This window comes from Prochlorococcus marinus XMU1411 (genome assembly GCF_017696075.1).
GTDB classification, from domain to species: Bacteria; Cyanobacteriota; Cyanobacteriia; order PCC-6307; family Cyanobiaceae; genus Prochlorococcus_A; species Prochlorococcus_A marinus_V.
The window spans coordinates 37,662-60,516 of the sequence record NZ_JAAORI010000002.1 but is presented as its reverse complement, the minus strand read 5'-3'; the positions used below and the strand labels follow the sequence as shown (position 1 = coordinate 60,516).

Annotated in this window: 30 protein-coding genes and 1 tRNA gene; 16 read left to right on the top strand and 15 right to left on the bottom strand. The window is 30.4% G+C overall.

Features of this window, described 5'->3' with window-relative positions:
* Positions 1-2 precede the first annotated feature (2 nt).
* Genes HA145_RS00745 through HA145_RS00735 form a run of 3 tightly spaced genes read left to right on the top strand, consistent with a single transcriptional unit; the run spans position 3 to position 3,895 of the window.
* On the top strand, positions 3-2,297 hold the full coding sequence (locus HA145_RS00745) for a heavy metal translocating P-type ATPase (RefSeq protein WP_209127426.1): 2,295 nt from the start codon (positions 3-5) through the stop codon (positions 2,295-2,297).
* Positions 2,298-2,936, top strand: coding sequence for a dTMP kinase (gene tmk, locus HA145_RS00740; RefSeq protein WP_209127425.1), 639 nt, complete (start codon positions 2,298-2,300; stop codon positions 2,934-2,936).
* On the top strand, positions 2,933-3,895 hold the full coding sequence (locus HA145_RS00735; RefSeq protein WP_209127424.1) for a DNA polymerase III subunit delta': 963 nt from the start codon (positions 2,933-2,935) through the stop codon (positions 3,893-3,895). Before tmk ends, HA145_RS00735 begins: the two co-directional genes overlap by 4 nt.
* A 12-nt stretch (positions 3,896-3,907) precedes the next feature.
* On the opposite strand, the gene HA145_RS00730 is transcribed toward HA145_RS00735, so the two are convergent.
* Positions 3,908-4,681 carry a response regulator transcription factor gene (locus HA145_RS00730; protein WP_209127423.1) on the bottom strand — a complete coding sequence of 258 codons (774 nt, stop codon included), beginning with the start codon at positions 4,679-4,681 and terminating at the stop codon, positions 3,908-3,910.
* Positions 4,682-5,076: 395 nt separating this feature from the next.
* Between HA145_RS00730 and HA145_RS00725 the strand changes: the two genes are divergently transcribed.
* A complete protein-coding gene (locus HA145_RS00725; protein WP_209127422.1) occupies positions 5,077-5,436 on the top strand; it encodes a DUF7326 family protein in 360 nt (119 codons plus the stop codon).
* A 480-nt stretch (positions 5,437-5,916) separates the two neighbouring features.
* On the opposite strand, the gene HA145_RS00720 is transcribed toward HA145_RS00725, so the two are convergent.
* From HA145_RS00720 to HA145_RS00710, 3 genes are all read right to left on the bottom strand, one after another.
* A tRNA-Asn gene (locus tag HA145_RS00720) sits at positions 5,917-5,988 on the bottom strand.
* A 50-nt stretch (positions 5,989-6,038) separates the two neighbouring features.
* A complete protein-coding gene (locus HA145_RS00715; protein WP_209127421.1) occupies positions 6,039-6,713 on the bottom strand; it encodes an ABC transporter ATP-binding protein in 675 nt (224 codons plus the stop codon).
* 8 nt (positions 6,714-6,721) lie between these two features.
* Positions 6,722-6,994 (bottom strand): hypothetical protein, encoded by a 273-nt coding sequence (locus HA145_RS00710; RefSeq protein WP_209127420.1) that lies wholly within the window; start codon positions 6,992-6,994, stop codon positions 6,722-6,724.
* Positions 6,995-7,147: 153 nt separating this feature from the next.
* Here HA145_RS00710 and cysK point away from each other — a divergent pair, with 153 nt between their 5' ends.
* On the top strand, positions 7,148-8,116 hold the full coding sequence (gene cysK / locus HA145_RS00705; protein WP_209127419.1) for a cysteine synthase A: 969 nt from the start codon (positions 7,148-7,150) through the stop codon (positions 8,114-8,116).
* Positions 8,117-8,132: 16 nt separating this feature from the next.
* Entirely contained in the window at positions 8,133-8,810 is a 678-nt protein-coding gene (locus HA145_RS00700) for a DnaJ domain-containing protein (RefSeq protein WP_209127418.1), read from the top strand.
* A 10-nt stretch (positions 8,811-8,820) separates the two neighbouring features.
* Here HA145_RS00700 and HA145_RS00695 read toward each other — a convergent pair whose 3' ends face one another.
* On the bottom strand, positions 8,821-9,057 hold the full coding sequence (locus HA145_RS00695) for an NAD(P)H-quinone oxidoreductase subunit O (protein ID WP_209127417.1): 237 nt from the start codon (positions 9,055-9,057) through the stop codon (positions 8,821-8,823).
* Positions 9,058-9,193: 136 nt separating this feature from the next.
* On the opposite strand from HA145_RS00695, the gene HA145_RS00690 reads away from it, so the two are divergent.
* Entirely contained in the window at positions 9,194-10,120 is a 927-nt protein-coding gene (locus HA145_RS00690) for a TIGR01777 family oxidoreductase (RefSeq protein ID WP_209127416.1), read from the top strand.
* On the opposite strand, the gene HA145_RS00685 is transcribed toward HA145_RS00690, so the two are convergent.
* Genes HA145_RS00685 through HA145_RS00670 form a run of 4 tightly spaced genes read right to left on the bottom strand, consistent with a single transcriptional unit; the run spans position 10,071 to position 12,364 of the window.
* Positions 10,071-10,340 (bottom strand): hypothetical protein, encoded by a 270-nt coding sequence (locus tag HA145_RS00685; RefSeq protein WP_209127415.1) that lies wholly within the window; start codon positions 10,338-10,340, stop codon positions 10,071-10,073. The genes HA145_RS00690 and HA145_RS00685 overlap by 50 nt on opposite strands.
* On the bottom strand, positions 10,333-11,535 hold the full coding sequence (locus HA145_RS00680; RefSeq protein WP_209127414.1) for a lipid-A-disaccharide synthase-related protein: 1,203 nt from the start codon (positions 11,533-11,535) through the stop codon (positions 10,333-10,335). Before HA145_RS00680 ends, HA145_RS00685 begins: the two co-directional genes overlap by 8 nt.
* Position 11,536: 1 nt before the next feature.
* A complete protein-coding gene (locus HA145_RS00675; RefSeq protein WP_209127413.1) occupies positions 11,537-11,965 on the bottom strand; it encodes a tetratricopeptide repeat protein in 429 nt (142 codons plus the stop codon).
* Between the two features lie 6 nt (positions 11,966-11,971).
* Positions 11,972-12,364 carry a HesB/IscA family protein gene (locus tag HA145_RS00670; RefSeq protein WP_209127412.1) on the bottom strand — a complete coding sequence of 131 codons (393 nt, stop codon included), beginning with the start codon at positions 12,362-12,364 and terminating at the stop codon, positions 11,972-11,974.
* Between the two features lie 100 nt (positions 12,365-12,464).
* Between HA145_RS00670 and zds the strand changes: the two genes are divergently transcribed.
* Complete coding sequence (gene zds / locus HA145_RS00665) at positions 12,465-13,919, top strand: 9,9'-di-cis-zeta-carotene desaturase (RefSeq protein WP_209127411.1); 1,455 nt, start codon at positions 12,465-12,467, stop codon at positions 13,917-13,919.
* A gap of 3 nt (positions 13,920-13,922) precedes the next feature.
* Entirely contained in the window at positions 13,923-14,393 is a 471-nt protein-coding gene (locus HA145_RS00660) for an SRPBCC family protein (RefSeq protein WP_209127410.1), read from the top strand.
* On the opposite strand, the gene HA145_RS00655 is transcribed toward HA145_RS00660, so the two are convergent.
* From HA145_RS00655 to HA145_RS00645, 3 genes are read right to left on the bottom strand one after another with little or no spacing between them, the layout of a single operon-like run.
* Positions 14,386-15,183, bottom strand: coding sequence for a uroporphyrinogen-III synthase (locus HA145_RS00655; RefSeq protein ID WP_209127409.1), 798 nt, complete (start codon positions 15,181-15,183; stop codon positions 14,386-14,388). The two genes, HA145_RS00660 and HA145_RS00655, sit on opposite strands and share 8 nt — an antisense overlap.
* Entirely contained in the window at positions 15,170-15,562 is a 393-nt protein-coding gene (gene rbfA, locus HA145_RS00650; RefSeq protein WP_209127408.1) for a 30S ribosome-binding factor RbfA, read from the bottom strand. The genes HA145_RS00655 and rbfA overlap by 14 nt, the downstream gene beginning before the upstream one ends.
* Positions 15,562-15,771 (bottom strand): DUF751 family protein, encoded by a 210-nt coding sequence (locus tag HA145_RS00645; protein WP_209127407.1) that lies wholly within the window; start codon positions 15,769-15,771, stop codon positions 15,562-15,564. Before HA145_RS00645 ends, rbfA begins: the two co-directional genes overlap by 1 nt.
* A 54-nt stretch (positions 15,772-15,825) precedes the next feature.
* On the opposite strand from HA145_RS00645, the gene HA145_RS00640 reads away from it, so the two are divergent.
* Positions 15,826-16,551: a glutathione S-transferase gene (locus tag HA145_RS00640; protein ID WP_209127406.1), complete on the top strand. Its 726-nt coding sequence runs from the start codon at positions 15,826-15,828 to the stop codon at positions 16,549-16,551.
* On the opposite strand, the gene HA145_RS00635 is transcribed toward HA145_RS00640, so the two are convergent.
* A complete protein-coding gene (locus tag HA145_RS00635) occupies positions 16,538-17,245 on the bottom strand; it encodes a DUF6816 family protein (RefSeq protein WP_209127405.1) in 708 nt (235 codons plus the stop codon). The genes HA145_RS00640 and HA145_RS00635 overlap by 14 nt on opposite strands.
* 1 nt (position 17,246) lies before the next feature.
* Here HA145_RS00635 and HA145_RS00630 point away from each other — a divergent pair, with 1 nt between their 5' ends.
* The gene (locus HA145_RS00630; RefSeq protein ID WP_209127404.1) at positions 17,247-17,504 is read left to right on the top strand and encodes a chlororespiratory reduction protein 7; all 258 of its coding nucleotides are present in this window, start codon (positions 17,247-17,249) and stop codon (positions 17,502-17,504) included.
* Here the strand turns inward: HA145_RS00630 and HA145_RS00625 are convergent.
* The gene (locus HA145_RS00625; protein WP_209127403.1) at positions 17,501-18,058 is read right to left on the bottom strand and encodes a shikimate kinase; all 558 of its coding nucleotides are present in this window, start codon (positions 18,056-18,058) and stop codon (positions 17,501-17,503) included. The two genes, HA145_RS00630 and HA145_RS00625, sit on opposite strands and share 4 nt — an antisense overlap.
* Before the next feature lie 50 nt (positions 18,059-18,108).
* Here HA145_RS00625 and HA145_RS00620 point away from each other — a divergent pair, with 50 nt between their 5' ends.
* The 5 genes from HA145_RS00620 to petL all read left to right on the top strand — a co-directional run bounded on the left by HA145_RS00620 (position 18,109) and on the right by petL (position 21,459).
* A complete protein-coding gene (locus HA145_RS00620) occupies positions 18,109-19,035 on the top strand; it encodes a 6-pyruvoyl trahydropterin synthase family protein (RefSeq protein WP_209127402.1) in 927 nt (308 codons plus the stop codon).
* On the top strand, positions 19,032-19,682 hold the full coding sequence (locus tag HA145_RS00615) for a dihydrofolate reductase family protein (protein ID WP_209127401.1): 651 nt from the start codon (positions 19,032-19,034) through the stop codon (positions 19,680-19,682). Before HA145_RS00620 ends, HA145_RS00615 begins: the two co-directional genes overlap by 4 nt.
* Before the next feature lie 17 nt (positions 19,683-19,699).
* Positions 19,700-20,854 carry a GNAT family N-acetyltransferase gene (locus tag HA145_RS00610; protein WP_209127400.1) on the top strand — a complete coding sequence of 385 codons (1,155 nt, stop codon included), beginning with the start codon at positions 19,700-19,702 and terminating at the stop codon, positions 20,852-20,854.
* A 61-nt stretch (positions 20,855-20,915) separates the two neighbouring features.
* Positions 20,916-21,302, top strand: a complete 387-nt coding sequence (locus tag HA145_RS00605) for a DUF4346 domain-containing protein (protein ID WP_209127399.1) — start codon at positions 20,916-20,918, stop codon at positions 21,300-21,302.
* A 64-nt stretch (positions 21,303-21,366) separates the two neighbouring features.
* Entirely contained in the window at positions 21,367-21,459 is a 93-nt protein-coding gene (petL, locus tag HA145_RS00600) for a cytochrome b6-f complex subunit PetL (RefSeq protein ID WP_011375671.1), read from the top strand.
* A 4-nt stretch (positions 21,460-21,463) separates the two neighbouring features.
* Here petL and rimO read toward each other — a convergent pair whose 3' ends face one another.
* Positions 21,464-22,828: a 30S ribosomal protein S12 methylthiotransferase RimO gene (rimO, locus tag HA145_RS00595; RefSeq protein WP_209127398.1), complete on the bottom strand. Its 1,365-nt coding sequence runs from the start codon at positions 22,826-22,828 to the stop codon at positions 21,464-21,466.
* Positions 22,829-22,855: the final 27 nt, after the last annotated feature.

Here is a 22,855-nt window from a genome sequence, read left to right as displayed (position 1 = left end):
ATATGGAGAGCATTCAATTAAACGTGACAGGAATGAAGTGCGGGGGTTGTGTAAGTACTGTTGAAAAAATATTGAATAATTCTGATGGTATTGAAAATGTTTCTGTTAACTTGCTTACTGAAAGTGCATATTTCGAAATTACTCAGAAACATATAGAAATAGAAAGAGTTCTCGAAAATCTAAAAGAAAATGGTTTCCCATCAAAGATTTACATAAATGATTTTTCAAAAAAAATAAATAGAGCAGAATTAGAAAAAAAAAAGAAGTGGAATAATCAATGGAAAAAACTAACTTTTGCTCTATTACTCTTATTATTTTCAGGTTTAGGTCATCTAGCAGAAGGAAGATATATAAATTTTCCAATATTAGGTAATATATTTTTTCACGCTTCATTAGCAACGTTAGCCCTATTATTTCCTGGCAGAGGAATAATTATTAATGGATTTAAATCATTTATTAAGAATCATCCGGATATGGATTCTTTAGTAGCTCTGGGAGTAATTAGCGCATATACAACAAGTCTTCTATCCTTAATATTTCCTGCCACTGGTTTTCCTTGTTTTTTTAATGAACCAGTAATGCTTTTAGGCTTCATACTCATTGGGCGTTTTTTAGAAGAAAGAGCAAGATATCAAACTGGTTCATCCATTGGAGAATTATTAGATCTTCAACCGGAAATGGCAAGTATCTATACAGAAGACAACCAAATAAAGTCAATAAGAGTAAACACTTTAAGACCTGATCAAGAGATTCAAGTTTTAGCAGGAGACAGAGTACCTGCTGACTGCATTGTTACTCAAGGTAATTCATACGTTGATGTTTCACACATTACTGGAGAATCCAAACCTATTGAGGTAAAAGAAGGCGAAAATCTATCTAGTGGGTCTTTAAATCTTAATTCCACTCTTAGACTTAAAGTACAAAAGGTCGGGGGAGATTCTTCTCTGGCAAAACTAGTAAATCTTATTGAGTCTGTAAACGCTAGAAAACCTCGCATTCAAAGGATTGCTGATGAAATTGCAGGCAAATTTACTTACTTTGTACTTATTTTTGCTACTTTAACCTTCTTCTTTTGGTGGAAGGGAGCAAGAAACATTTGGCCAGATTTATTAAGTCATAATCATCAATTGATCACTCACTCAAGCCATACACTTCATAGTTCTCTGGGTAGTAATGCTGAGAATTTCCTTAGTTTAGCCATTCAATTGTCAATTGCCGTCTTAGTAATAGCTTGTCCTTGTGCATTAGGTTTAGCCACCCCAACTGTAATAACTGTTGCATCAGGCAAAGCAGCAAAAAAAGGAGTTTTATTTAAAGGCGGGGATAAAATAGAGATGGCTTCAAAAATTAATTACATTATTTTTGACAAAACTGGCACTTTAACAAAAGGTAAGCCGTTCATTGTTGATTATAAAAATAATGATGATCATTCATTTTTATTAAGAATAGCTGCCAGTTTAGAAAAGGAAAGTAGACATCCAATCGCAGATGCCTTAATTCAAGAGGCAAAAAAACAAAATTTAAGTTTATTTCCAATAAAAAAAATTTTCACTCATTCAGGTCGAGGTATTTCTGGAGAACTAGAGTCAATTGATGGACTTATTAATATTGGAAATATTGAATGGCTTCTAAGTAAAGGAATAATTATTGATAGTGATGCCAAAAAAGTCATTGAAAATGAAGAGACAAAAACCAACACTATCATTGGAGTAAGTATCAAAGACAAGTTATTAGGCTTTATCTTCCTAGGAGATTTACTCAGAGATGATTCAATTAAGACAGTTCAAAAGTTGAGAGAAAACAAATTTAAAATTAATATTTTAAGTGGTGATAGGAAACAAACAGTTTTAGCTTTAGCAAAAAAAATTGGTTGTAAAGAAACAGAAGTAAAATGGGATCTTCTTCCTGAAATGAAGCTAAAGACTATAGAAAATTTAAAAATTAATAATAAAGTAGCAATGATTGGTGATGGTATTAATGATGTCCCAGCCTTAGCATCTTCAGACTTAGGAATTGCGGTGGGATCAGGGACTCAAATAGCCAAGGCGAATGCAGATGTAGTTTTGATGGGAGATCAATTAAATGGATTACCCTACGCTTTAAATCTTGCAAAAAAAACTATAAGAAAAATAAAGCAAAATCTAACATGGGCTTTTGGTTACAACTTACTAGCTATACCTTTAGCCGCTGGCATTTTATTCCCTAAATACGGTATTCTTCTTACTCCCTCAATAGCAGCATTATTGATGGCTACTAGTTCAATTACAGTTGTAATTAATGCTTTATCTTTGGATTAAATGAAAGGAAAATTTATCGTTATTGAGGGTATTGATGGATGTGGTAAAACAACCCAAATAGATGAACTATCCAAATGGCTACCTAATAGTGGTTTAATAAAAAAAGGGTCTAAATTAATCACAACTAGAGAGCCAGGAGGCAGTCTTTTAGGAAAAAAACTTAGAGGTTTAATTCTCGATAACAACAAACATAATAAGCCTTCATCGCTTGCGGAATTATTGCTTTATTCAGCTGATAGAGCTGAACACGTATCAAAGATTATTTCCCCTGCTCTAAATGAAAATAATTGGGTAATTAGTGATAGATTTTCTGATTCCACTCTGGCTTATCAAGGTTATGGAAGAAACATAAATTTAGAAATCATTAAACAAATTGAATCTATTGTGTGTCAAGGAGAATATCCTGACCTAACTTTCTTCTTAGAAATTACTCCAGAAGAGAGCATATTCAGAAGAAAAAATGAAATTCCAGATAGAATAGAATCTGAAGGTATTAGATTTTTAGAGAAAGTAAATGAAGGATTCAAATTAATTGCCAGAGAAAAAAAATGGAAAGTAATATCTGCCTCTCAAAATATTAAAACTATTTCTGATCAAATTAAAGAGACATTATTAAATAATTTTTCTAATAACAAATGATTGAGTTTAAAAAAAATAATGTCTTATTTAATGAAGAAGTTGATAAATGTCTAAACAACATAATTCAAAAAAAATCATTTGCCAATGGTTACATATTTTATGGTGCTGAAGGGGTAGGAAAAAAACAAACTGCTTTAAAATTTATTAACGAGATTTTCAAACAATCTTCTCCAGGAGACAATATTGAAGAGAGAATTAACAACAATAACCATCCTGATTTTCTAATTATCGAACCTAGTAATATCTCGGAATCTAACAGATCAAAAAGTTCCTATCTTGAAAAAACATCAAAAAGTGGATCTGAAATTATTAAGATTGCTCAAATACGAAATATCAAAACTTTTCTTGGTCAAAAATCAATAAACGCAGAAACAAAAATAGTTTTAATTATTGATGCACACCTTTTAAACGAAGCAGCCTCAAATTGCATTTTAAAAACTTTAGAAGAACCAAGTAATGGAATTTTTATTTTTTTAACATCCAAATTAAATCTTCTTTTAGATACTATTATCTCAAGATGTCAAATAATCAGATTTCGATCGTTTTCTAGTAAACAAATAAAGTCTCTTTTAAAAGATTATCCAAATTCTTCTAAATTTAATATTAATACAAAATTAAATATTGAAGATTTAATAAATTCTGCAAATGGCTCTCCAGATCAATTATTGAAAAATATTGAAATTTGGAATGAATTATCAGATGAAATTACAAGTAAATTAGATTTTCCAATAAAAAATAGTCTAGAAATACTTGAAGCATCTAAATTAATATCTGAACAATTAGAAATTTATCAACAGATTTGTTTAGTCAATTTGATACAAATTATTTGGTGGAGAAAGACAAAAAATATTGATCTAGTAAAAAAACTTGAAAATTTAAAATTTCACTTAAGAAAAAATATACAGCCAAGATTGGCATGGGAAATTACTCTTTTAAAAATTTCAGTAGAAGATATATAAAGTTTTATCTATCTAAGAATTTATTAAATCAGTATTTCTAGCTTGAATAAACTCTTGCTTGGCAGGTTCAACTTGAGTACCTATAGGTAACTCAAGGCAATATCCAGCTCCATAAACTGTTTTAATGTATATAGGCTTTCTTGGATCTGGTTCTAGCTTAGTACGTAAGTGTCTAACATGGACTCTTATTGTCTCAATATCATCATCAGGTTCATATCCCCAAACTTCTTTAAGAATCAAAGCTGGTGAAACTGTTTGACCGTGCCGCTGCAATAGACAATGAAGTAATTCAAATTCAAGATGTGTTAGTCGAATAGGAGATTCAAACCAGATAGCTTCAAATCTTTCCGGAACAAGAGTGAGAGGACCATAATTCAAAATTTCTTGCTGATTACTAGAATTCAACTGTATTCTGTTGGTTCTCCTTAATAATGCTTTTATGCGTACATGTAATTCTTCCAAATCGAATGGTTTAGTGATGTAGTCATCAGCTCCGGAATTAAAACCAGTAACTTTATCTTTAAGGCCACCTAATGCTGTTATCATCAAAATTGGAATATTCGAAGTTCTTTCATCTCTTCTAAGTCGCTGACATAATGTTAATCCGTCAACACTTGGTAGCATTAAATCCAAAAGTATTAAATCTGGTGAGTATTGAAGAGCTAATGCTTGCCCTTTAATGCCATCTTCAGCTTTCTGAACATCGAAACCAGAATGTTCTAAATGCTTAGCCACCAAATCACGCATATCTCTATCATCTTCAATTAAAAGGATTGAAATTTTCATAATATAGACTATTAAATTAAAATTAAATTTTTGTAATATGATTCTCTCAAGTTTTTAGAAAGATTGCATAATTAATGTAAAAAGTTTTATCAATTAGATTTATCAGATTTTTCAATAATTGCAAGGCATTAGAGAGAAAATAGGAATTTTAAAAAGAGTTAAATTTTAGAATTTCTTTCGATTTTATTAACTATTTCTTAATAATCAAGAGGATATCTGAAATAAATATGGATTGAATTTAAAAAAATATTTAATTCAGAGTGTGATAAATCAAAATTGAATTAAATGGAATTTATCAATTTTCAAAGCGGCTTAAACAAAATTTATGGTTCTAGATTTTTTTCTGGGTGTTTAAGTTATAGATATTGTCTATATTAAAAAAAATCTAAGTTTTTATGAAAAAGAAGTCTTTAATCTTTTCTGATTTATCAAAAAAACAACTAGAAAATCTAAAAGAACTTTATATTCAAAAAAAAGTTGAATCGATGAGTCATCAAGAACTCAAACAATATGTACGAGAAATTATTTCTCATCAGATAAACGATACTATAGACAAAGAAGAAGAAATGGAAGCTTGGAAGGAAATGTCAGATTTCTTTGGAGAGCAATTTGAGATAGTTATTTTAGAAATACAAACAAAATACATTGACGATAAAAACTTACTTGAAACAGAAATAGATTCTCAGAAACAAAGAATGGAATTACTTGAAAAGAATAATTTAGATAAAGAGAAAACGGATATGTGGGATGACTAGAATTTTCTGAAAAGTGTAATGTATAAAATATAAAAAAAATATCTTAATTATTTAGAACTTTAAAATCAATTAAAAAACTTATTTTATATGTGTAAAGATTTCGATAAATGTTCTATTTACTGTTCTTAAAACACATTTTTTCTAATAAATATAATTTGTTTTTGGATAAATTTTTTTGTTCTATTTACTGTTATTAATAATACAATTTCTTAGATTATATCCTTTGCTAACCACTTTTTGACAAAAAAGAGGTGATAAAAATAAAAAATCACCTTTATTAGGATGACTTTGCATGATTTTTTGAAATGTAGAAACTCCCTAAGGGAAAGCCTAGTAGACCTTTGCTAATATTGCCTTAATAAGCCTCATATAAAAAAATCGAAATTGAGATATATTCTCAAAATAATATTACATTCATAAAAAAGCATTAAAAAGGACCTCAAGTGCAATAACCTGAAGTCTTTAGATCATAAAATTTAACTCCCCGGGCGGGATTCGAACCTGCGACCAATCGATTAACAGTCGATCGCTCTACCGCTGAGCTACCGAGGAATATATGATGAATTTAACTCTTTAAAGTGCCTTATGACAAGTAGAGGAATTCATTTATATAGAAATTTTGATGGTTCTTGCCAGTTAGATAAAAAACCATTTTTCAACTCTGCTACATAATCAGCGTAAAGTAATTCTTCATAACGATGAGTAATCCATAAAGCGGATAAAGGTTTTTTATGGTCACTTGTAAGATTTTTAATAGTTTTTAAAACTTTTAATTGGCTGGTTTGATCAAGTAACGCTGTAGGCTCATCTAAAAGGATAAAATTTCTATTACTAATCAGAACACATGCAATAGTTAAGCGTTGTTTTTGCCCACCGCTTAACGTGTGTACTGGCCTTTTTTCAAAACCAGACAATCCCACCTGAGCAAGCACATATTCGATTTTTTTATTAATTTCATTATCACTTATACTTTGGTTAATATTTATAAGAAGTTCGCTCCTGCAATTTGGCATCAATATTTGATGATCAGGGTTTTGAAATACCATCCCTATATTTGCTTTAGAATTAATGACTCCATTTTTGGGTTTAATTATTCCATTAATTAGTTTTAGGAGGGTGCTTTTTCCACTCCCATTTTTACCGACTATCATCCAAAATCCAGTGTTTTTTATTGATAAATTACATTTAAAAATTAAATTTTCTTTTTTCCCAGGATATGAAAAAGAGACATCTTTGAAATGAATATGAGGTATTTCATTTTCAAGAGAATCTCTCATTAATTCTATTAATCTATATTGAGAGAAAATCCTGGTCTTTTAGCTCCTCCTGCTACTGATGATTTTTCGTATATCTGAACAGAAATGATTTCTTTAGCTCTGACAGCAATTAATTTATCTTGCACTTTATCACACCTTAATTCAATCAAGTTTGAGGATTCTAAAGTGTCATTCATAGAACTTTTTATTTCATCAAAAATTCGTTTAGCATCCTCCAATTCTTTCTTCTGAATTGAAAGTGGAAAAGGTGAATATCTTAGATTTAGTTCCAGCGAATACATAACCATTATTAAAAACTTCCTTTTATAATAATAAATAATTTCTCGTTGAAAGTATTATAAATTAAATTCTTTTGAGAAAATTATATAAAAGATCTTTAAATACAATTACTATAGAAATAGGTTTTTTAATTTTGCAATTTAAATAATCATTTTATGGAAATAGCAAATGATATAACTTCTCTAGTTGGAAATACCCCTTTAGTTAAATTAAATCGAATCAGAAAGTATTTTAATTGTTATCCAGAAATAATAGCCAAACTAGAAAGTTTCAATCCATCAGCTTCTGTTAAAGATCGCATCGCTTATTCAATGTTAAGTAAAGCTGAAGAAAAGGGATTGATAGAACCAGATAAGACGACTTTAATTGAAGCAACAAGTGGCAATACTGGTATCGCATTAGCAATGGTTGCTGCAGCAAAAGGCTATAAATTGATATTAACTATGCCAGATACGATGAGTATTGAAAGAAGGGCAATGTTGAGAGCATATGGCGCTGAATTACAGTTAACACCAGGAAAAGATGGAATGAAAGGAGCCTTAGATTTAGCTAATGAGTTATCCTCAAGCATTGCAGATAGCTATCAATTTAATCAATTTGAAAACTTTGCTAATCCAGATATTCATGAAAGAACAACGGCTCAAGAAATATGGACCCAATCCAATAATAATTTAGATGGATTAGTTACAGGGGTAGGAACAGGAGGAACAATTACTGGTTGCGCACGTTTTTTGAAAAAAGTTAACCCAAATTGCAAAATTTATGCTGTAGAGCCCAAAAAAAGTGCTGTTATATCAGGAGAAAAAGCGGGATCTCATTCTATTCAAGGAATAGGAGCAGGTTTCATACCGAAAGTCCTTAATACTAAATTAATTGATGAAATTATAAAAATAGATGACGTCGAAGCATTTCATTATGGGCGTCTATTAGCTAGATTGGAAGGCCTTTTATCAGGCATTAGCAGCGGAGCAGCTTTAGCAGCAACGATACAAATCGGTAAACGGAAAGAACTAATGAATAAAAGATTGATTGTAATTCTTCCTAGTTTTGGGGAAAGATATTTATCAACCGCAATGTTTGAATCTAATACCTCAATTCAAGCCAGGAAAGATGGTTATCTTTAATCCCTAATTTATAAAAATGAAAAAAAATTTATATGAAGAATTAGGCCTCAAAAAAAATGCAACCAAAAGTGAAATTAAATCTTCATATCGTTCTTTAGTTAAGAAACATCATCCTGATGCAGGAGGGGAAAAAGAACGATTTCTTGCGATACAAAATGCCTGGGAAATTCTAAATGACCCCATAAAAAAAGAACAATATGATAGAAATTTTTTCTCTTCCAGATCATCATTTGATTCATTAAATGACAATTGGGAGGAGAAATTTAATTCAAAAAAATATAATTCGTCAATTAAAGACAGAGAAGTTGAAACATGGATTAAAGAAATTTACACTCCAATCAATAGAGCAATTAGCCAAATAATTAAACCCTTGAATAACGAAATAAAAGAACTTTCTGCGGATCCATATGATGACAAACTAATGGAAAACTTTTGCAACTATATAAGTCTTTCACAAAAGAAAATAGAAAAAGTTGAAAAAATTTATAACAAAAAAATAGTCCCAAATTCTATTACAGCTTTAGGCCTCAATCTATATCATTGTTTTTCACAAGTTAAAGATGCTCTATCAGAATTTGATAGGTATACACAAGGATATGTGGATGACTACTTATTTGATGGTAAAGAAATGATTAAGGAGGCAAAAAGAATTCAATCAAATATGTCTGCAGAGAAAAAAAATAAAAACTTTTAGATATAAAAATTTATTGAATATACTCTTTCAGTTGATCCAATTTCAACCAAACATCTGGCACAGGTCTGCGCCATCGAACCTGAGCATATTCCTCTTTGACTAAAAGAATCTCTCCAGGACCTTCAAAGACATAATTCGGCAGATCATTATCACTGGCTAGAGCCTCTATACTGTTTATATAATTTTCTCTATCGACAAAAACTAAGCTTCCTTTTTTGAGAGGTTTCTTTGGAATAGAATCTGTCATAATAAAGTAAACAAAGTTATTTGAAATTTATTATACAAAAACTTGTTTGATATACATTTAAAAAAATTGATAACGGAATAATAATTACAAAAAACTAAAAAATTTAATAGCCTTTAATCATAAATATCTATAAAAAATGCGTCTTTTATTACTTGGCTGCACTGGATTTGTTGGTAAAGAATTAGTTCCAACACTAATCAATGAAAATCACGAAATATATATTGTAAGTAGAAAACCCATAAGTAAATTAAAGCTAGATTTAGATTTCAATAAATTTAAATTTTTTCAAATAGATTTAACAAAAGAAAAAAACTGGAGTAACGAAAATCTTCTAAATATTTTAAGAGAGACAGATGGAATTATTAACTTAATGGGAGAACCAATAGCAGAAAAAAAATGGACTTCGTTACAAAAACAGGAGATTGAAAATAGTCGTATTAACACTACGAAATTTATGATGAAGGCCCTTAAAAATTTCAAAATCAACCCAAAAGTCATTATTAATGGATCAGCGATAGGTTATTACGGTACAAGTTCTTCTTGTGAATTCACTGAAAATAGTATGGGAGGAAAAGACTTTTTAGCTACTCTTTGCAAAAAATGGGAAGCGGTCGCCGCTGAAAAACCATTTTTCACAAGGTTAGTTATCTTTAGAATTGGAATTGTACTAGAGGCAGATGGAGGAGCATTAGGGAAAATGCTCCCTATTTTTAAAGTTGGATTAGGTGGACCAATTGGAGATGGTAAGCAATGGATGAGTTGGATACATAGAACTGATTTATGTGCATTAATTACTCAAGCATTAATTGATAAAAAGTATACGGGAGTATTTAATGCTGTAGCACCAAATCCAGTATTTATGAAAGACTTTTCTCAGACTTTAGGCAAATGTCTGAATAGACCTAATTTACTTCCAGTACCTGGAGCGGTTTTAAAAATATTACTAGGAGATGGAGCAAAAGTAGTATTAGAAGGACAAAAAGTGATAAGCAGTAAACTCAAAAATTATGCCTTTAAATATCCTCTTCTTGAGAAAGCAATTTTCGCCTCCACCAAGAATTAATACCGTTTACTAAAGCACCAATAATAAGAACTGTTATCAATGGGACTATAAAAGGGTTCCAAACTAACTGAATAAAATTAATAAAAACAAATATCCCATTTAATTGCATTATGATTGCAAAAATAAAAAATATTGCAAAAAAAATTACCGTAAATAAATTTATTAATAACAAATTATCGATAATTTGTTTTAACTTATTTTGAGTATTTTCCTTAGTCATTTTTTATAACAATATTCACATCATCAATCATCTTAAGACAAGCTTTGTTTTCACCCAATCTTTTTTTGGCATTTTCATTACATGAGATCATAAACTTCTTATTTAGTTGTATTAGATATATTACTTTTATAATCAGTTTTATTGTCTGATTTATTTGATCATTCTTATCTTTATAATTACTGGCACAAAAAACATATTTTCCAAGCAAACGTCTTTGGGCTTCTGCAAAAGTTTTTGTAAATTGTGGACCTTTACCTTCGATCTGAATAACAGGTTTTCCTAATCCAATCGCTTGCTCTGCTGCTGTTCCTGCCATGCTTATACAGCATCTACTTTGCAATAAAATTTTATCAAAATTATTCCAATATATATTCACTTCTAAAAATTTATATTTAAATTTCAAGAGATACTTATCTTTTATTTTTTCTATGTTTAACCATCCTCTTTTTTGGAATATCTCCTTTATTTTTGATGAAGATAAATCATTAACTATTGCAAAATTAAACTGAATTTTTTGAAAATATCTTAAATCTGATAATGCCTCTAAAACCTCTAAAATCAAAACAAAATTATCTAAAATCTCAGGGAATCTACTTCCTGGAAATAATGCAATACTAAATTCAGATTTCTTTAATTCTTTGTTTCTAAAAAAAAACTTATCCATAAATGGATTGCCTAAAAAAGACACTTTCTTTTTTAATTGGAAAGTTAAATCTTTAGCTGTAAGAGAATCTCTCGTATATATTTTTTTTGCTTTTTGTGAGAGCAAGAAAAATTTAGAAGGCCATGGTAATTTTAACTTCCCTTCATAATGACTAGAATAAGCAACTAGATATGTAAAAAAATCTTTCTTACAAACCCATGCAAACAAAACTGGCACAATATCTCCAACTACAAAAAAATAGTCATATTTTTTCTTTATTGTAAAAGTTAAATATAATCTTTTTAGAAGATAAAATATCTCTCCCCCAAATATCTCAGTTAGTCTACCCCTAAAAGAATTATAACCAATTCCTCCGGTACTAAATTCTCTAGTTTTTCCAATAATCTTAATCTTTTCTTTTATGTAATGTTTTCCTTTACCAACAATTGGCAAAGCATGAACAACATAACCATTTTTTACAAATTGCTTAGCTATTAAACTCCCAGATAGATCTTCTCCATGCCCATTACTTAATATTAAAATTTTAAACAATTTAAAATTCCAACCATTTTTTGACTTTGGTTAACTCAGGCCAATCTGGATATCTACTTAATCCGTCTTCAATAGATTCATTCAACTCACTTCTCACATCTGGCATCATCATAGACATTTTTTTTATTAACTCAATATGATCCCTAACACCTTTGTTATTAGTGGCCAAAAGAGCTAAAGACAAATTCATTCTTGCTTGTGGATCTTGCTGATTTAATCGAACAGCTTGTCTTGCAGCTGCCAAAGCTTCTTCATTATTTTTCAAAAGTAATTGAAGCCATGATAAACAAGTCCAGGCAGCAAAATGATTTGGTATTTGCTGTATAATTTTCTGAAAATCTTGAACGATTGGAATTAAATCTTGCCCAGCTTTATATCTTGATAGAGCTGCATTAAAATCCTCTTCGATAGGACTAATTTCTTTATTCATTAAGTATTAGACTGCAAAGGAGCTTCCACAACCGCAAGTTTGAGAAGCATTAGGATTTACAAAATTAAAGCCACCGCCAATTAATTCCTTACTAAAGTCTAATTGCATTCCATAGATATATAAGAGACTTTTTGGATCACAAACTACTTGAAAGCTTTGATCAGCTTTTAATGAATAATCGTAAACTTTATCATCTGGATTTATTTCATTACTCCTTATAAAATCCATTGTATAACTCATACCACTACAACCACCTGATCTGACTCCTACCCTTAGTGCTTTTTTATCACTTTGGCCCTTTAATAAATTTGAAATTTGCTCTATAGCATCATTCGTAATTAAGATACCTTTGCCATCATCAGAATTCTTAATTTCCTGTTTAACTTCTACATTTTCCATAAACAAAGAATTTCTACTATTTATAATATAAAAACTTAATCGAAAGGATGCATAGAACAAACAATATCCAAACTTGATTTGTTATAATTTTAATAAAAAAGTGAAAATCGCAATAGTTGGTTCTGGATTAGCTGGTCTTACAGCTGCAGTTAATTTAGTTGATGAAGGTCACGAAGTTGAAATTTACGAGAGCAGGTCATTTTGGGGAGGCAAAGTAGGAAGTTGGGAAGATAAGGATGGCAACCACATAGAAATGGGTTTACATGTATTTTTTTACAATTATGCAAATCTGTTCAAGTTAATGAAAAAAGTGGGAGCTTTAGATAATTTACTCCCGAAAGAGCATACTCATCTATTCATCAACAACAATGGGAATTTGAAATCTTTAGATTTTAGATTCCCATTGGGTGCTCCATTTAATGGACTAAAAGCTTTTTTTACCACCGAACAACTTACTTTGGTAGATAAGTTCAGAAATGCCCTAGCTTTAGGAACGAGTCCAATAGTTAGAGGATTGATAGACTATGAAGGAGCAATGAAAATAATTAGAGAGCTAGATCGAATTAGTTTTAAAGAATGGTTTTTAAACCATGGTGGAAGTGAAAAAAGTTTAGAAAGAATGTGGGATCCTATTGCATATGCTTTAGGTTTTATTAATTGCAAAGATATTTCAGCAAGATGCATGCTAACTATTTTCATGATGTTTGCTTCAAAAACAGAAGCCTCAAAACTAAATCTTTTGAAAGGTTCACCACATAAGTGGTTAACTCAACCTATTGTCGACTACATCACAAATAAAGGGGCAAAAATCTATCTCAACCACAAGGTGGAAGAAATTATCTATGAAAAAGAATCTTCCTATTATTCAGTTAATCAGTTAAAAATATCTTCTCCAGAAGGAACTAAGGCAGTTTTTGCAGATAAATTTCTTGCTGCCTGTGATGTTCCTGGAATAAAAAAAATAATTCCAAAAGAATGGTATCAATTTAAAGAATTTGAAGGTTTAAAAAAACTTAGAGCAGTTGCTGTTGCCACAATTCAATTGAGATACGATGGTTGGGTTACCGAATTACAAAAAGATAATACTGGAAACACACCAACTGGACTAGATAATCTTCTTTATTCTGCTGATGCCTCTTTCAGTTGTTTTGCGGATTTAGCACTAGCAAGTCCGGCAGACTATAGAAAAAAAGATATGGGATCGCTCCTCCAATGTGTTTTAACTCCAGGAGATAGATGGATGGGAAGATCTACAGAAAGAATTACAAAAGAAATAGATAAAGAGGTTCGCCGTCTATTCCCATCCTCAAAAAACCTTAAATTGCTTTGGAGTAACGTAGTGCAAATTCCACAATCACTCTATAGAGAATCTCCTGGTATGGAACCATTCAGACCCGATCAAAAAACATCTATATCTAATTTCTTTATGGCTGGTAGTTACACAAAACAAGATTACATAGACTCTATGGAGGGAGCTACAATGAGTGGTCATTTGGCTGCTGCTGCAATTTTAGAGAAGAAAGCAGAACTAGCTAAAAATCTTGCGGTAAGTTAATTTATGGGTACTTGGCTAAAACATGACGTTATAACAGTTGTTAATGCGCCTCTTGAAAATGTTTGGAGTACATGGAGCGATTTAGACTCAATGGCACTTTGGATGAGCTGGATTGAATCTGTAAAAACAGTTGACGAAGAGACTAATACCTTACCAGATTTAACAGAATGGACTTTAGCTGCAAATGGCTTTAGGTTTAAATGGAAAGCTCAAATTACTGAAAGAGTCGAAAAAAGCAAACTTAAATGGAAATCTATAGGAGGTTTACCAACTGAAGGGTCAGTAGTTTTCGAAAGTAAAGGTGATCAAATCACAACGGTAAATTTAGCAATAACTTATGAGCTACCTAAAATGATTGCGCGGTTTATGGAAGAAAATATTTTAGGCAAAATGGTTACAAACGAATTACAGGCCAATATTGATAGGTTCAAAGATTTAGTTGAAAAGAACTATAGAAAAAATTTTTCTAACTAAAAATATTAATTGCTACATCAAGTAATCCTTCAAAAGTATATTTTTGTGCCTGACTATCAACTCTGCCAAAAATCTTTTTACATATTTTTGTTGTCTGGGGTCCGATAGTTAACAACTTAATTTGATCAAAATATCCTAACCATTTTTTACCAAGTTTTTTTTCTAATAAAATAGCAGAATTTGATACGGTTTTGCCGCTTGAGAAAATAATTGCATCGACTTTTCTATTAAAAATAATATCAATTGTTTCTTCCGGAATTGAGTCAGGACATCTAGTTTCATATGCGGCAACCTCAAATACACGTGAACCAGCCTTTCTAAATTGATCTGCAATTAGATCCCTACCACCTGTTTGAACTCTTGGCACAAAGACTCGGAGTCCATAACCAGATACTGGAAAATTATTGATTAAACTTTCAGCAACAAATTCTGGAGGTATGAAATCAGCCTTAATCCCAAAATCATCAAGAGTTTTTGAGGTTTTTTCTCCGACTACGGCGATTTTTGTTTTTTTTGAACATTCTTTTAATGAACTATTAAAGTATCTAAGTCTTTTATCCACAAATTTGATCCCATTACTACTGGAAAAAATAATCCAATGAAAATCATTTATTTGATTTAATGCTTCATCAAGAGGATTCAAATCATCAGGATCAGCAATACTTATTGCAGGTAAATCAAATACATTAGCGCCCTTGCTTATGAATATCTTTTTTATATCCAATATCCCTTCTTTTGATCGAGTAATAATTATATTTCTTTGATCAAGGGGTAGATCAACTTTTGGCATCCTTATCCTCAACATTAAGATTTTGATTGTTATTTTTTAATTCATCGAGAAGTTTCAAGACTGATAATCCTTTATCAAGAACAACATCGTCTTTAAAAATTATCTCTGGAACTCTTCTCATCTCAATTCTTTTTCCTAAACTATGCCTTATAGAGCTTTTAGCAGTATTCAAGTTTGATACAATTTCTTTCCTCACTTTCTCTTGAGCAGTTGAAGTTATATAAATTTTACAGTGTTGCAAATCACGTGATAAATCAATCTTAGAAATATTGACGAAATGATCTCTAATAAGATCATTTTCTAAATCATTCTGCAAAATAAGGGTTATTTCTTTCTTCAAAAGAGAAGAAACTTTTGCAAGACGGTAATTATTTGGCATTATGTTTGTAAATTTATTGGGTTTGTCATCGCTTGCAAGACAAAATAAACAGTTATGAAAGCACTTAAGACAGAAGATATCAAACCTACTATTGTGAGTGGATTTGATCTATTCTTGAATAAAGGTTCAAGCAAAGCAACAAGTCCCCCAACAATGATAGATATCAAATACTTTGGATATCTCGCAACATTAGAGAAGAATTCGCCCATCAGCTCCACAAATAGATTACTTTTTTAGCTAAGTTTTAACAAACATTAAACAGCATGATTACATTATATCAATTTAGGCATAGTGCTTTTTGTTTAAAAACAAGAATGGCTCTTCATGCAAAAAAACTACAATATCGAGTTGAAGAAGTAACACCTGGAATAGGCCAATTTGAAATCTTTAAATTATCAGGTCAAAAACAAGTACCTGTAATAGTCGATAGTAATGATCAAGTTATTAATGACTCTTCAACTATTTGCGAATATATAGATAAAAAAAATGAAAACAATCCACTGTTTCCAGAGGATCCAATATTATTTGCACAATGCAAACTAATTGAAGACTGGGCAGATACTACAATGGCTACAACTTGTAGAAAAACTTTAATAAAATCTGCAATAGAAAATCCACAGCTAAGAACTGCATTACTTCCAAATGAAATACCTTCTTCAGTTAAAAGTATTGTTGATAAATTACCTTTTGAAAATCTTAGTAAAATTTCTAATGTAGTTTTATCTTCTAAAGATAATTTAGAACTCCAAAAATTACTGGAAGCCTTATCAAAATCCTTGATCAACAAGAAATATTTAGTTGGAGATAGTTTATCAATTGCAGATATTTCAATTGCTGCTCAATTATCCCTTATTAAATTTCCAAAGTCTGCAGGACCAATTCTTTCAGGAGAGGGGAGCCAAGAATACATAAACAACCCTTATTTAGAAAATCTTTTCATTTGGAGGAACAACTTAGAAGAATATCTTTTTAGTGCTAACTCTCAATAAATTCAAACTTCAATTTATATTTATTTGTTTTGATAGCATGAATAGAAGGATCACCAACTTTTGAACCATAAGAAGCAACATATTGCACTCCACAAATTGATGGTTTGATTGAATTATCAACTTCCAATATTTCTTCAGAACATTTTTGAAATTTACTAATGGTCTCTACCTGATTAATCCTTGAAGCACCTGGCTTATGTGCTGTTTGTATAACTAGCTCATCTGCGAAAAAAATATCATTATCTTGGATCTGATTTCTCCCTGTAATTCTTGAATCAATATAAAAATCATCTTTCAAATAAGTAATTTGATTATTAATAGATTGAGGATCATTTACAACCTTGATTAAGGTTTCACCAAATATTGCTTTTCCAATAGATTCAGAATTTTTTGCACGATTACCAACAATTAAATCTGAATCATTCTTAAAGAAATTTACTTTATAAATAACTGGCTCTTCTGAATCATTAACTATATCTTGAGAAGTAACAAGCCAATTCCCCTCGAACCATTTAGGATAAATTAAATCCTTAGAAGTATCCGATAATTTAAAATTTGGCAAATATAATTCTGGCCATTGATTTACACGATTTTCTAAAAACTCTCGTACGTTAGAATCTACGAGAGCAAAAGAACTTTCTAAAAAAATTCCTTGAAAAATCAAGCAAAGAATTAATCCAAGAAGAATTTTCATTATGTCAAATCCACTAATAAGAGCATCAGATCATTATGTATTATTAGAGCCAGATTCGAAGGAAAAAATTGTATCAAAACAAGAAGCAATTTTATGGTTGAAGAATTGGCTTAGTAAGACAGAAACACAAACAATATATCAAAATATAGAAGATCCTGATCAGGAATTTTTTGAAGAATTATTGGAAAGCACTTATGAATTAGAAATAAAATTAGGATACGTTATCAAATGGTTTGCAGTAAGAATTAAACCAGATTAACTGATTATTTCTTTATGAATTGCATTAATTATTTTCATAGCAACTTCTTCAATATTTTCTTTTTTTACTTGAATTCTTAAATCTGCTTGAGAATACAAATTTTCTCTAGATTTAAAAATGCTCATATATAGATCATTTAGATTCTTTCCCTGAAGAAGTGGCCTATTTTTAATTTCATTTTTCAATCTTTCAATTGCTATATCTTTGTCGAGATCTATCCAAGCAATTATTCCCTGTCTTAAGAATCCCCAGTTTTCCGATTTGGTAACTATTCCTCCCCCAGTTGAGATTACTAATGAAGGAATTTTGATAGTTTCTTTAAGGCAGTTTGCTTCTAATTCGCGGAAATCATCTTCTCCTTCATCCTTAAAAATTTGATTGATAGATTTTTTTGCCAACTTCTCTATTAATGAATCTAAATCAATGTATTTATACTTCAATAATTCAGCCAGCTTCAAACCAGTTTGTGACTTACCAGAACCCATCATTCCTATTAAAAATATGCTTCTACCCTTAATAGCATGAACTGTTTTTTCGATAATGGATTGTTCCATAAAGACAAAAGCGTATTTAAAACCTTAAGATAGTATTATCGCAGACAGGTATGACTTCTACACAATCCAAACCATCTCATGGAAAAGGACGTGAATGCGTCATAACTCGACGTGCCTGCTTTAGTTCTAGTCACCGTTATTGGCTTCCTGAAAAAAGCCCAGAAGAAAATTTATCTCTTTTTGGAAAGTGCAGTATTGCACCAGGTCATGGTCATAATTATGAACTTATTGTTTCAATGGGTGGAGAACTAGACTCTGATGGAATGGTACTTAATCTCTCTGATGTAAAACACTCTATTAAAGATAAGGTTACTGGACAATTAGATTTTCGTTTTTTAAATGATGTCTGGCCTGAATTTAATGTTAATAATCAAGAAGGTATACTTCCCACAACTGAAGCATTAGTAAAGGTCATTTGGAGTCGTCTGAAGGATGATTTACCTCTTACAAGTCTAAGACTTTATGAAAACCCAAATTTATGGGCAGATTATTTTGGAAAAAACATGGAAGCATTTTTAACAGTACAAACTCATTTTGCAGCCGCTCATAGACTTGCAAAAGAAGAGATATCCTTTGATGAAAATAAAAAAATCTATGGGAAATGTGCCAGAGTTAATGGACATGGTCATAACTATCTTGTCGATATAACTGTAAAAGGAGACATTGATAAAAGAACAGGAATGGTTTGCGACTTATCTGCCCTGCAAGAGATAATTAACGATTTAGTTGTTGAACAACTAGATCATACTTTTCTTAATAAAGACATAGAATTTTTCCATAGTTGTGTTCCAACTGCTGAAAATATAGCTTTATATATTTCTGATATTCTTAAGAAACCAATACATAATCTTGGTGCAACATTATACAAAATAAGACTCCAGGAGAGCCCAAATAATGCTGCAGAAATTTATGTTGATCAAAAGTTGACCAATTCGTTGAAGTTGAAATTGGAAAATAGTTTAGTAACGCAAACTTGAATATCCCAAGAGTAATAATTGTTATAGCATCAAGTCTTGATGGGAGAATTGCATTTCCTGGAGGTGGAGAATCGCATCTTGGCAGCGATGAAGATAAAAAAATATTAAATCAAAACTTATCAATGGTTGACGCCACCATTTTTGGTTTAGGTACTTTAATAGCTCATCAATCAACTTTCCTAGTTAAAAATCACACTGATAATGACAAAGTAAATATATCAAAAAGTCAACCAATTTCTATAGTTGCTTCAAATAGCAAAAAATTTAACAGTAATTGGAAATACTTTCGTCAACCAATTAGAAGATGGCTAATAAGCTCAAGTAAAGTTGATAATTCGTCGAATAATGAATTCGAGAAAGAACTCTTTTTCGAAGATTCATGGAAAAAAACTTTAATTTCACTTAAAAAAAAAGGGATAAATGATCTAGCTCTTTTAGGAGGTGCAAAACTTATAAATTCATTTATAAAAGAGGATTTAATAACAGATATAAAAATTACAATAATTCCACGAATTATTGGAGGTAGATATACATGGATCCCTCCAGAACAAACAAATGCGATTTTTAATCTCAAAAGGCTATGGGAAATAAAATCAATTAAAAATTTAATGAATAATGAAATCCATGTTCATTACAAAAAGATTTGAAATAGTTTCAATAATAAATGAACCAAAAAATACATAAAGTTGAAATCAAATTGTCAATTAAGGAAATCTCCAAGGAGATATGGAATGAATTAGCAAATGAAATTAATAATCCATTTTATGAATGGAATTGGATTAAAAACCTTGAGATGTCTAAAAGTGTTTCAAGAGAAACTGGTTGGCAGCCTCTATATTTTGTTGCTTATAAAAATGAAGAAATACTAGGAATTGCCCCACTTTTTTTAAAAAATCATAGCTATGGAGAATTCATTTTTGACCAATCATTTGCAAGATTGGCTCAAGAGCTGAATTTAAATTATTACCCTAAATTAATTGGAATGAGTCCTTATAGTCCTGTAAATGGATATCAATTTCTTTATAAAAAAAATAAAGACAAGAAAGAAATCACAAATTTACTGATAAACCATATCGAAAGCTTTGCGATTACAAACAAAATCCTAAGTTGTAATTTTTTATATATTGATGAATGCTGGGGCAACTATCTTAAATCTTTGGGATACTATGAATGGATAAACTCCAGCAGTGAATGGAGGAGTAATGGAGAAAAAACATTCGACGATTTTCTATCTAGATTTAACTCTAATCAGAGAAAAAATATAAAAAAAGAGAGAAAATCAATTACTAAACAAGACATTAAAGTAGAAATTTTTAATGAAGATGATATCAACCAAGAAATCCTCAAAAAAATGCATAATTTTTATGAACAGCATTGTTCGAGGTGGGGAGTTTGGGGAAGTAAATATCTAACATCTAAATTTTTCGAAACACTAGTTGATAATAAAAAAAATCTTTTACTTTTTAGTGCATCAAAAAATGATTCAAATGAAATTTTTGCTATGTCGATGTGCGTTAAAAATCAAAAAAACTTATGGGGTAGATATTGGGGTAGTCAAGAAGAAATATCTAATTTACATTTTGAATTATGCTATTACCAGCCAATTGAATGGGCAATAAAAAATAGTATCCATTTGTTTGATCCTGGAGCGGGTGGTAAACATAAAAGACGGAGAGGGTTTTTTGCAAAAAGCACCTTTAGCATGCATAAGTGGTTTGACAAAAATATGGAAAATATAATTTATCCTTGGCTAAATGAAGTGAATAAACAAACCGAGATGGAAATTGATTTTGAAAATAAATCCATACCTTTTAAATAAAAAATTATTCGGCTTTACCAAAGATTATATTAGTAATATAGTTTTTTATTAACTTCTAAGAATGGATTCTAAGAACAGTTTCGATGAAAAAACAATCATTGATAATAACCTATCCAACCGATATATAGATTTAGATCCAAAAGGTTATTTTATTATCAAAGTAGATTTAGAAGAAAATAAAATAATTTTAGAGCACTTTCTAAATAATATTAATGATGACGGATATGCTCTTGACCCAGAAACAAATGAACCAATTAAATGCGACTCTCAAAATAAAAGAGTTAGTAATGAAGTTTTTAAAGGTATTAGTGCTAAACAACTTGGAATAATGATCACTGAAGAAAGAAATGACTTAATAACCAGATTCGACCATGCCCTATATTTAGGGCGGGAACTACAAAAAGCAGAAGAATGTTTATACAAAAGATTACCATATATCCAAGATTAAGAAATTAAACGAAAAAATCTAATCTTTTCATCTGATGTTAAATTAAATAAAAATAAAAAAATTAATGAACATCATTTTCTATTTTGCATTTATTGGTTTTGGTTTTGGAGCTGCTTTCGCATTAGATAAGCTCTTAAGAGCAGTTAAATTAATTTAAAAAACTATAAAATTTTAATAGTCTCTCCATACAAATCATATTCATCAGCAAAACAAATATTTGCTTCAACAAATTTACCAATATAATTTTTCAAATCAATTTTATCCTTAACAGATAAAATTACTGTTCCGTCAATTTCAGGGGCGAAATTATAGGTCCGACCTATTAATTCGTTATTATCTGATATTTTTTCTACCAAAATCTTCATTTTTGAACCAACATATGACTGATTTTTATCTTTGGAGATATTTTGTTGAACTGAAATAACGTTATCTTTTCTTGCCTCTGCAACCTCTAGGGAAACTTTATTTGGTAAATGAAAAGCTGCAGTTCCTTCCTCAGGAGAAAAAATAAACACTCCCACATGATCAAATTTGTGCCTATCCAAAAATTCGAGAAGATGTTCAAAATGTTCTTTTTTTTCTCCCGGGAATCCAACAATGAGACTAGTTCTTAATACAGCAGATGGAATTTCATCTCTAATTTTCTCCAAAATTGATTCATTCAAAAAAGCCTGCCAAGGTCTATTCATACTCTTCAATATATCTGGATGACTATGCTGAAGTGGTAAATCAAAGTAAGGTACTATATTCTTTGAATCTTTGAAAGCTCTAATAACTTCATCAGTTAAACCCGTTGGATAAGCATAATGTATCCTTATCCAAGGAATTGGAACTTTAGAAAGCTCATTCAAAAGTTTGGCTAATGATGGTTTTCCATAAATATCTTGACCATAATTAGTTGTTATTTGACTAATTAAAATGATTTCTTGAATACCCTGTTTTGCAAGACTTTTAGCTTCTGAAACTATAGATTCTATTGTTCTACTTCTTTGAGGACCTCTCAACTTAGGAATAATACAAAAAGCGCAATTATAGTTGCAGCCTTCAGCAATACGAAGATAAGCAACAAATTTATTTTTATCTACAAAACGAGGTATTTCCTCATCTGCAATAAATTCCGGTATTTTTGAAACTTCATTAACGATTTCCCCTTTTTCTACTCTGTCTAAAACCTTGGCTATCTTTTGATAATCTCCTGTTCCAATCAAACCTTTTATTTCAGGGATTTCTTTTATAAGCTCATCTTTAAAATGCTGAGCCATACAGCCTGCAACTATTACTTCCTTTCCTTGATTTGTATATTCTAGAATTTTTCTAATAGATTCTTCTCTAGCTGTCTCAATAAAACTGCAAGTATTTACAACAACAACATTTGCATCATTTATATTGCTATCAACTTCATAACCCTCTTTATCTAATAAGCCTTGCATATGTTCAGTATCAACAAGATTTTTCTCACAACCAACATGACTGAATGCAACCTTAGATAGTTTTTTTTCTTTTACATTGAGACTATTTTGTTTCACAACTTGAAAAATAAGAATTAAAAGATT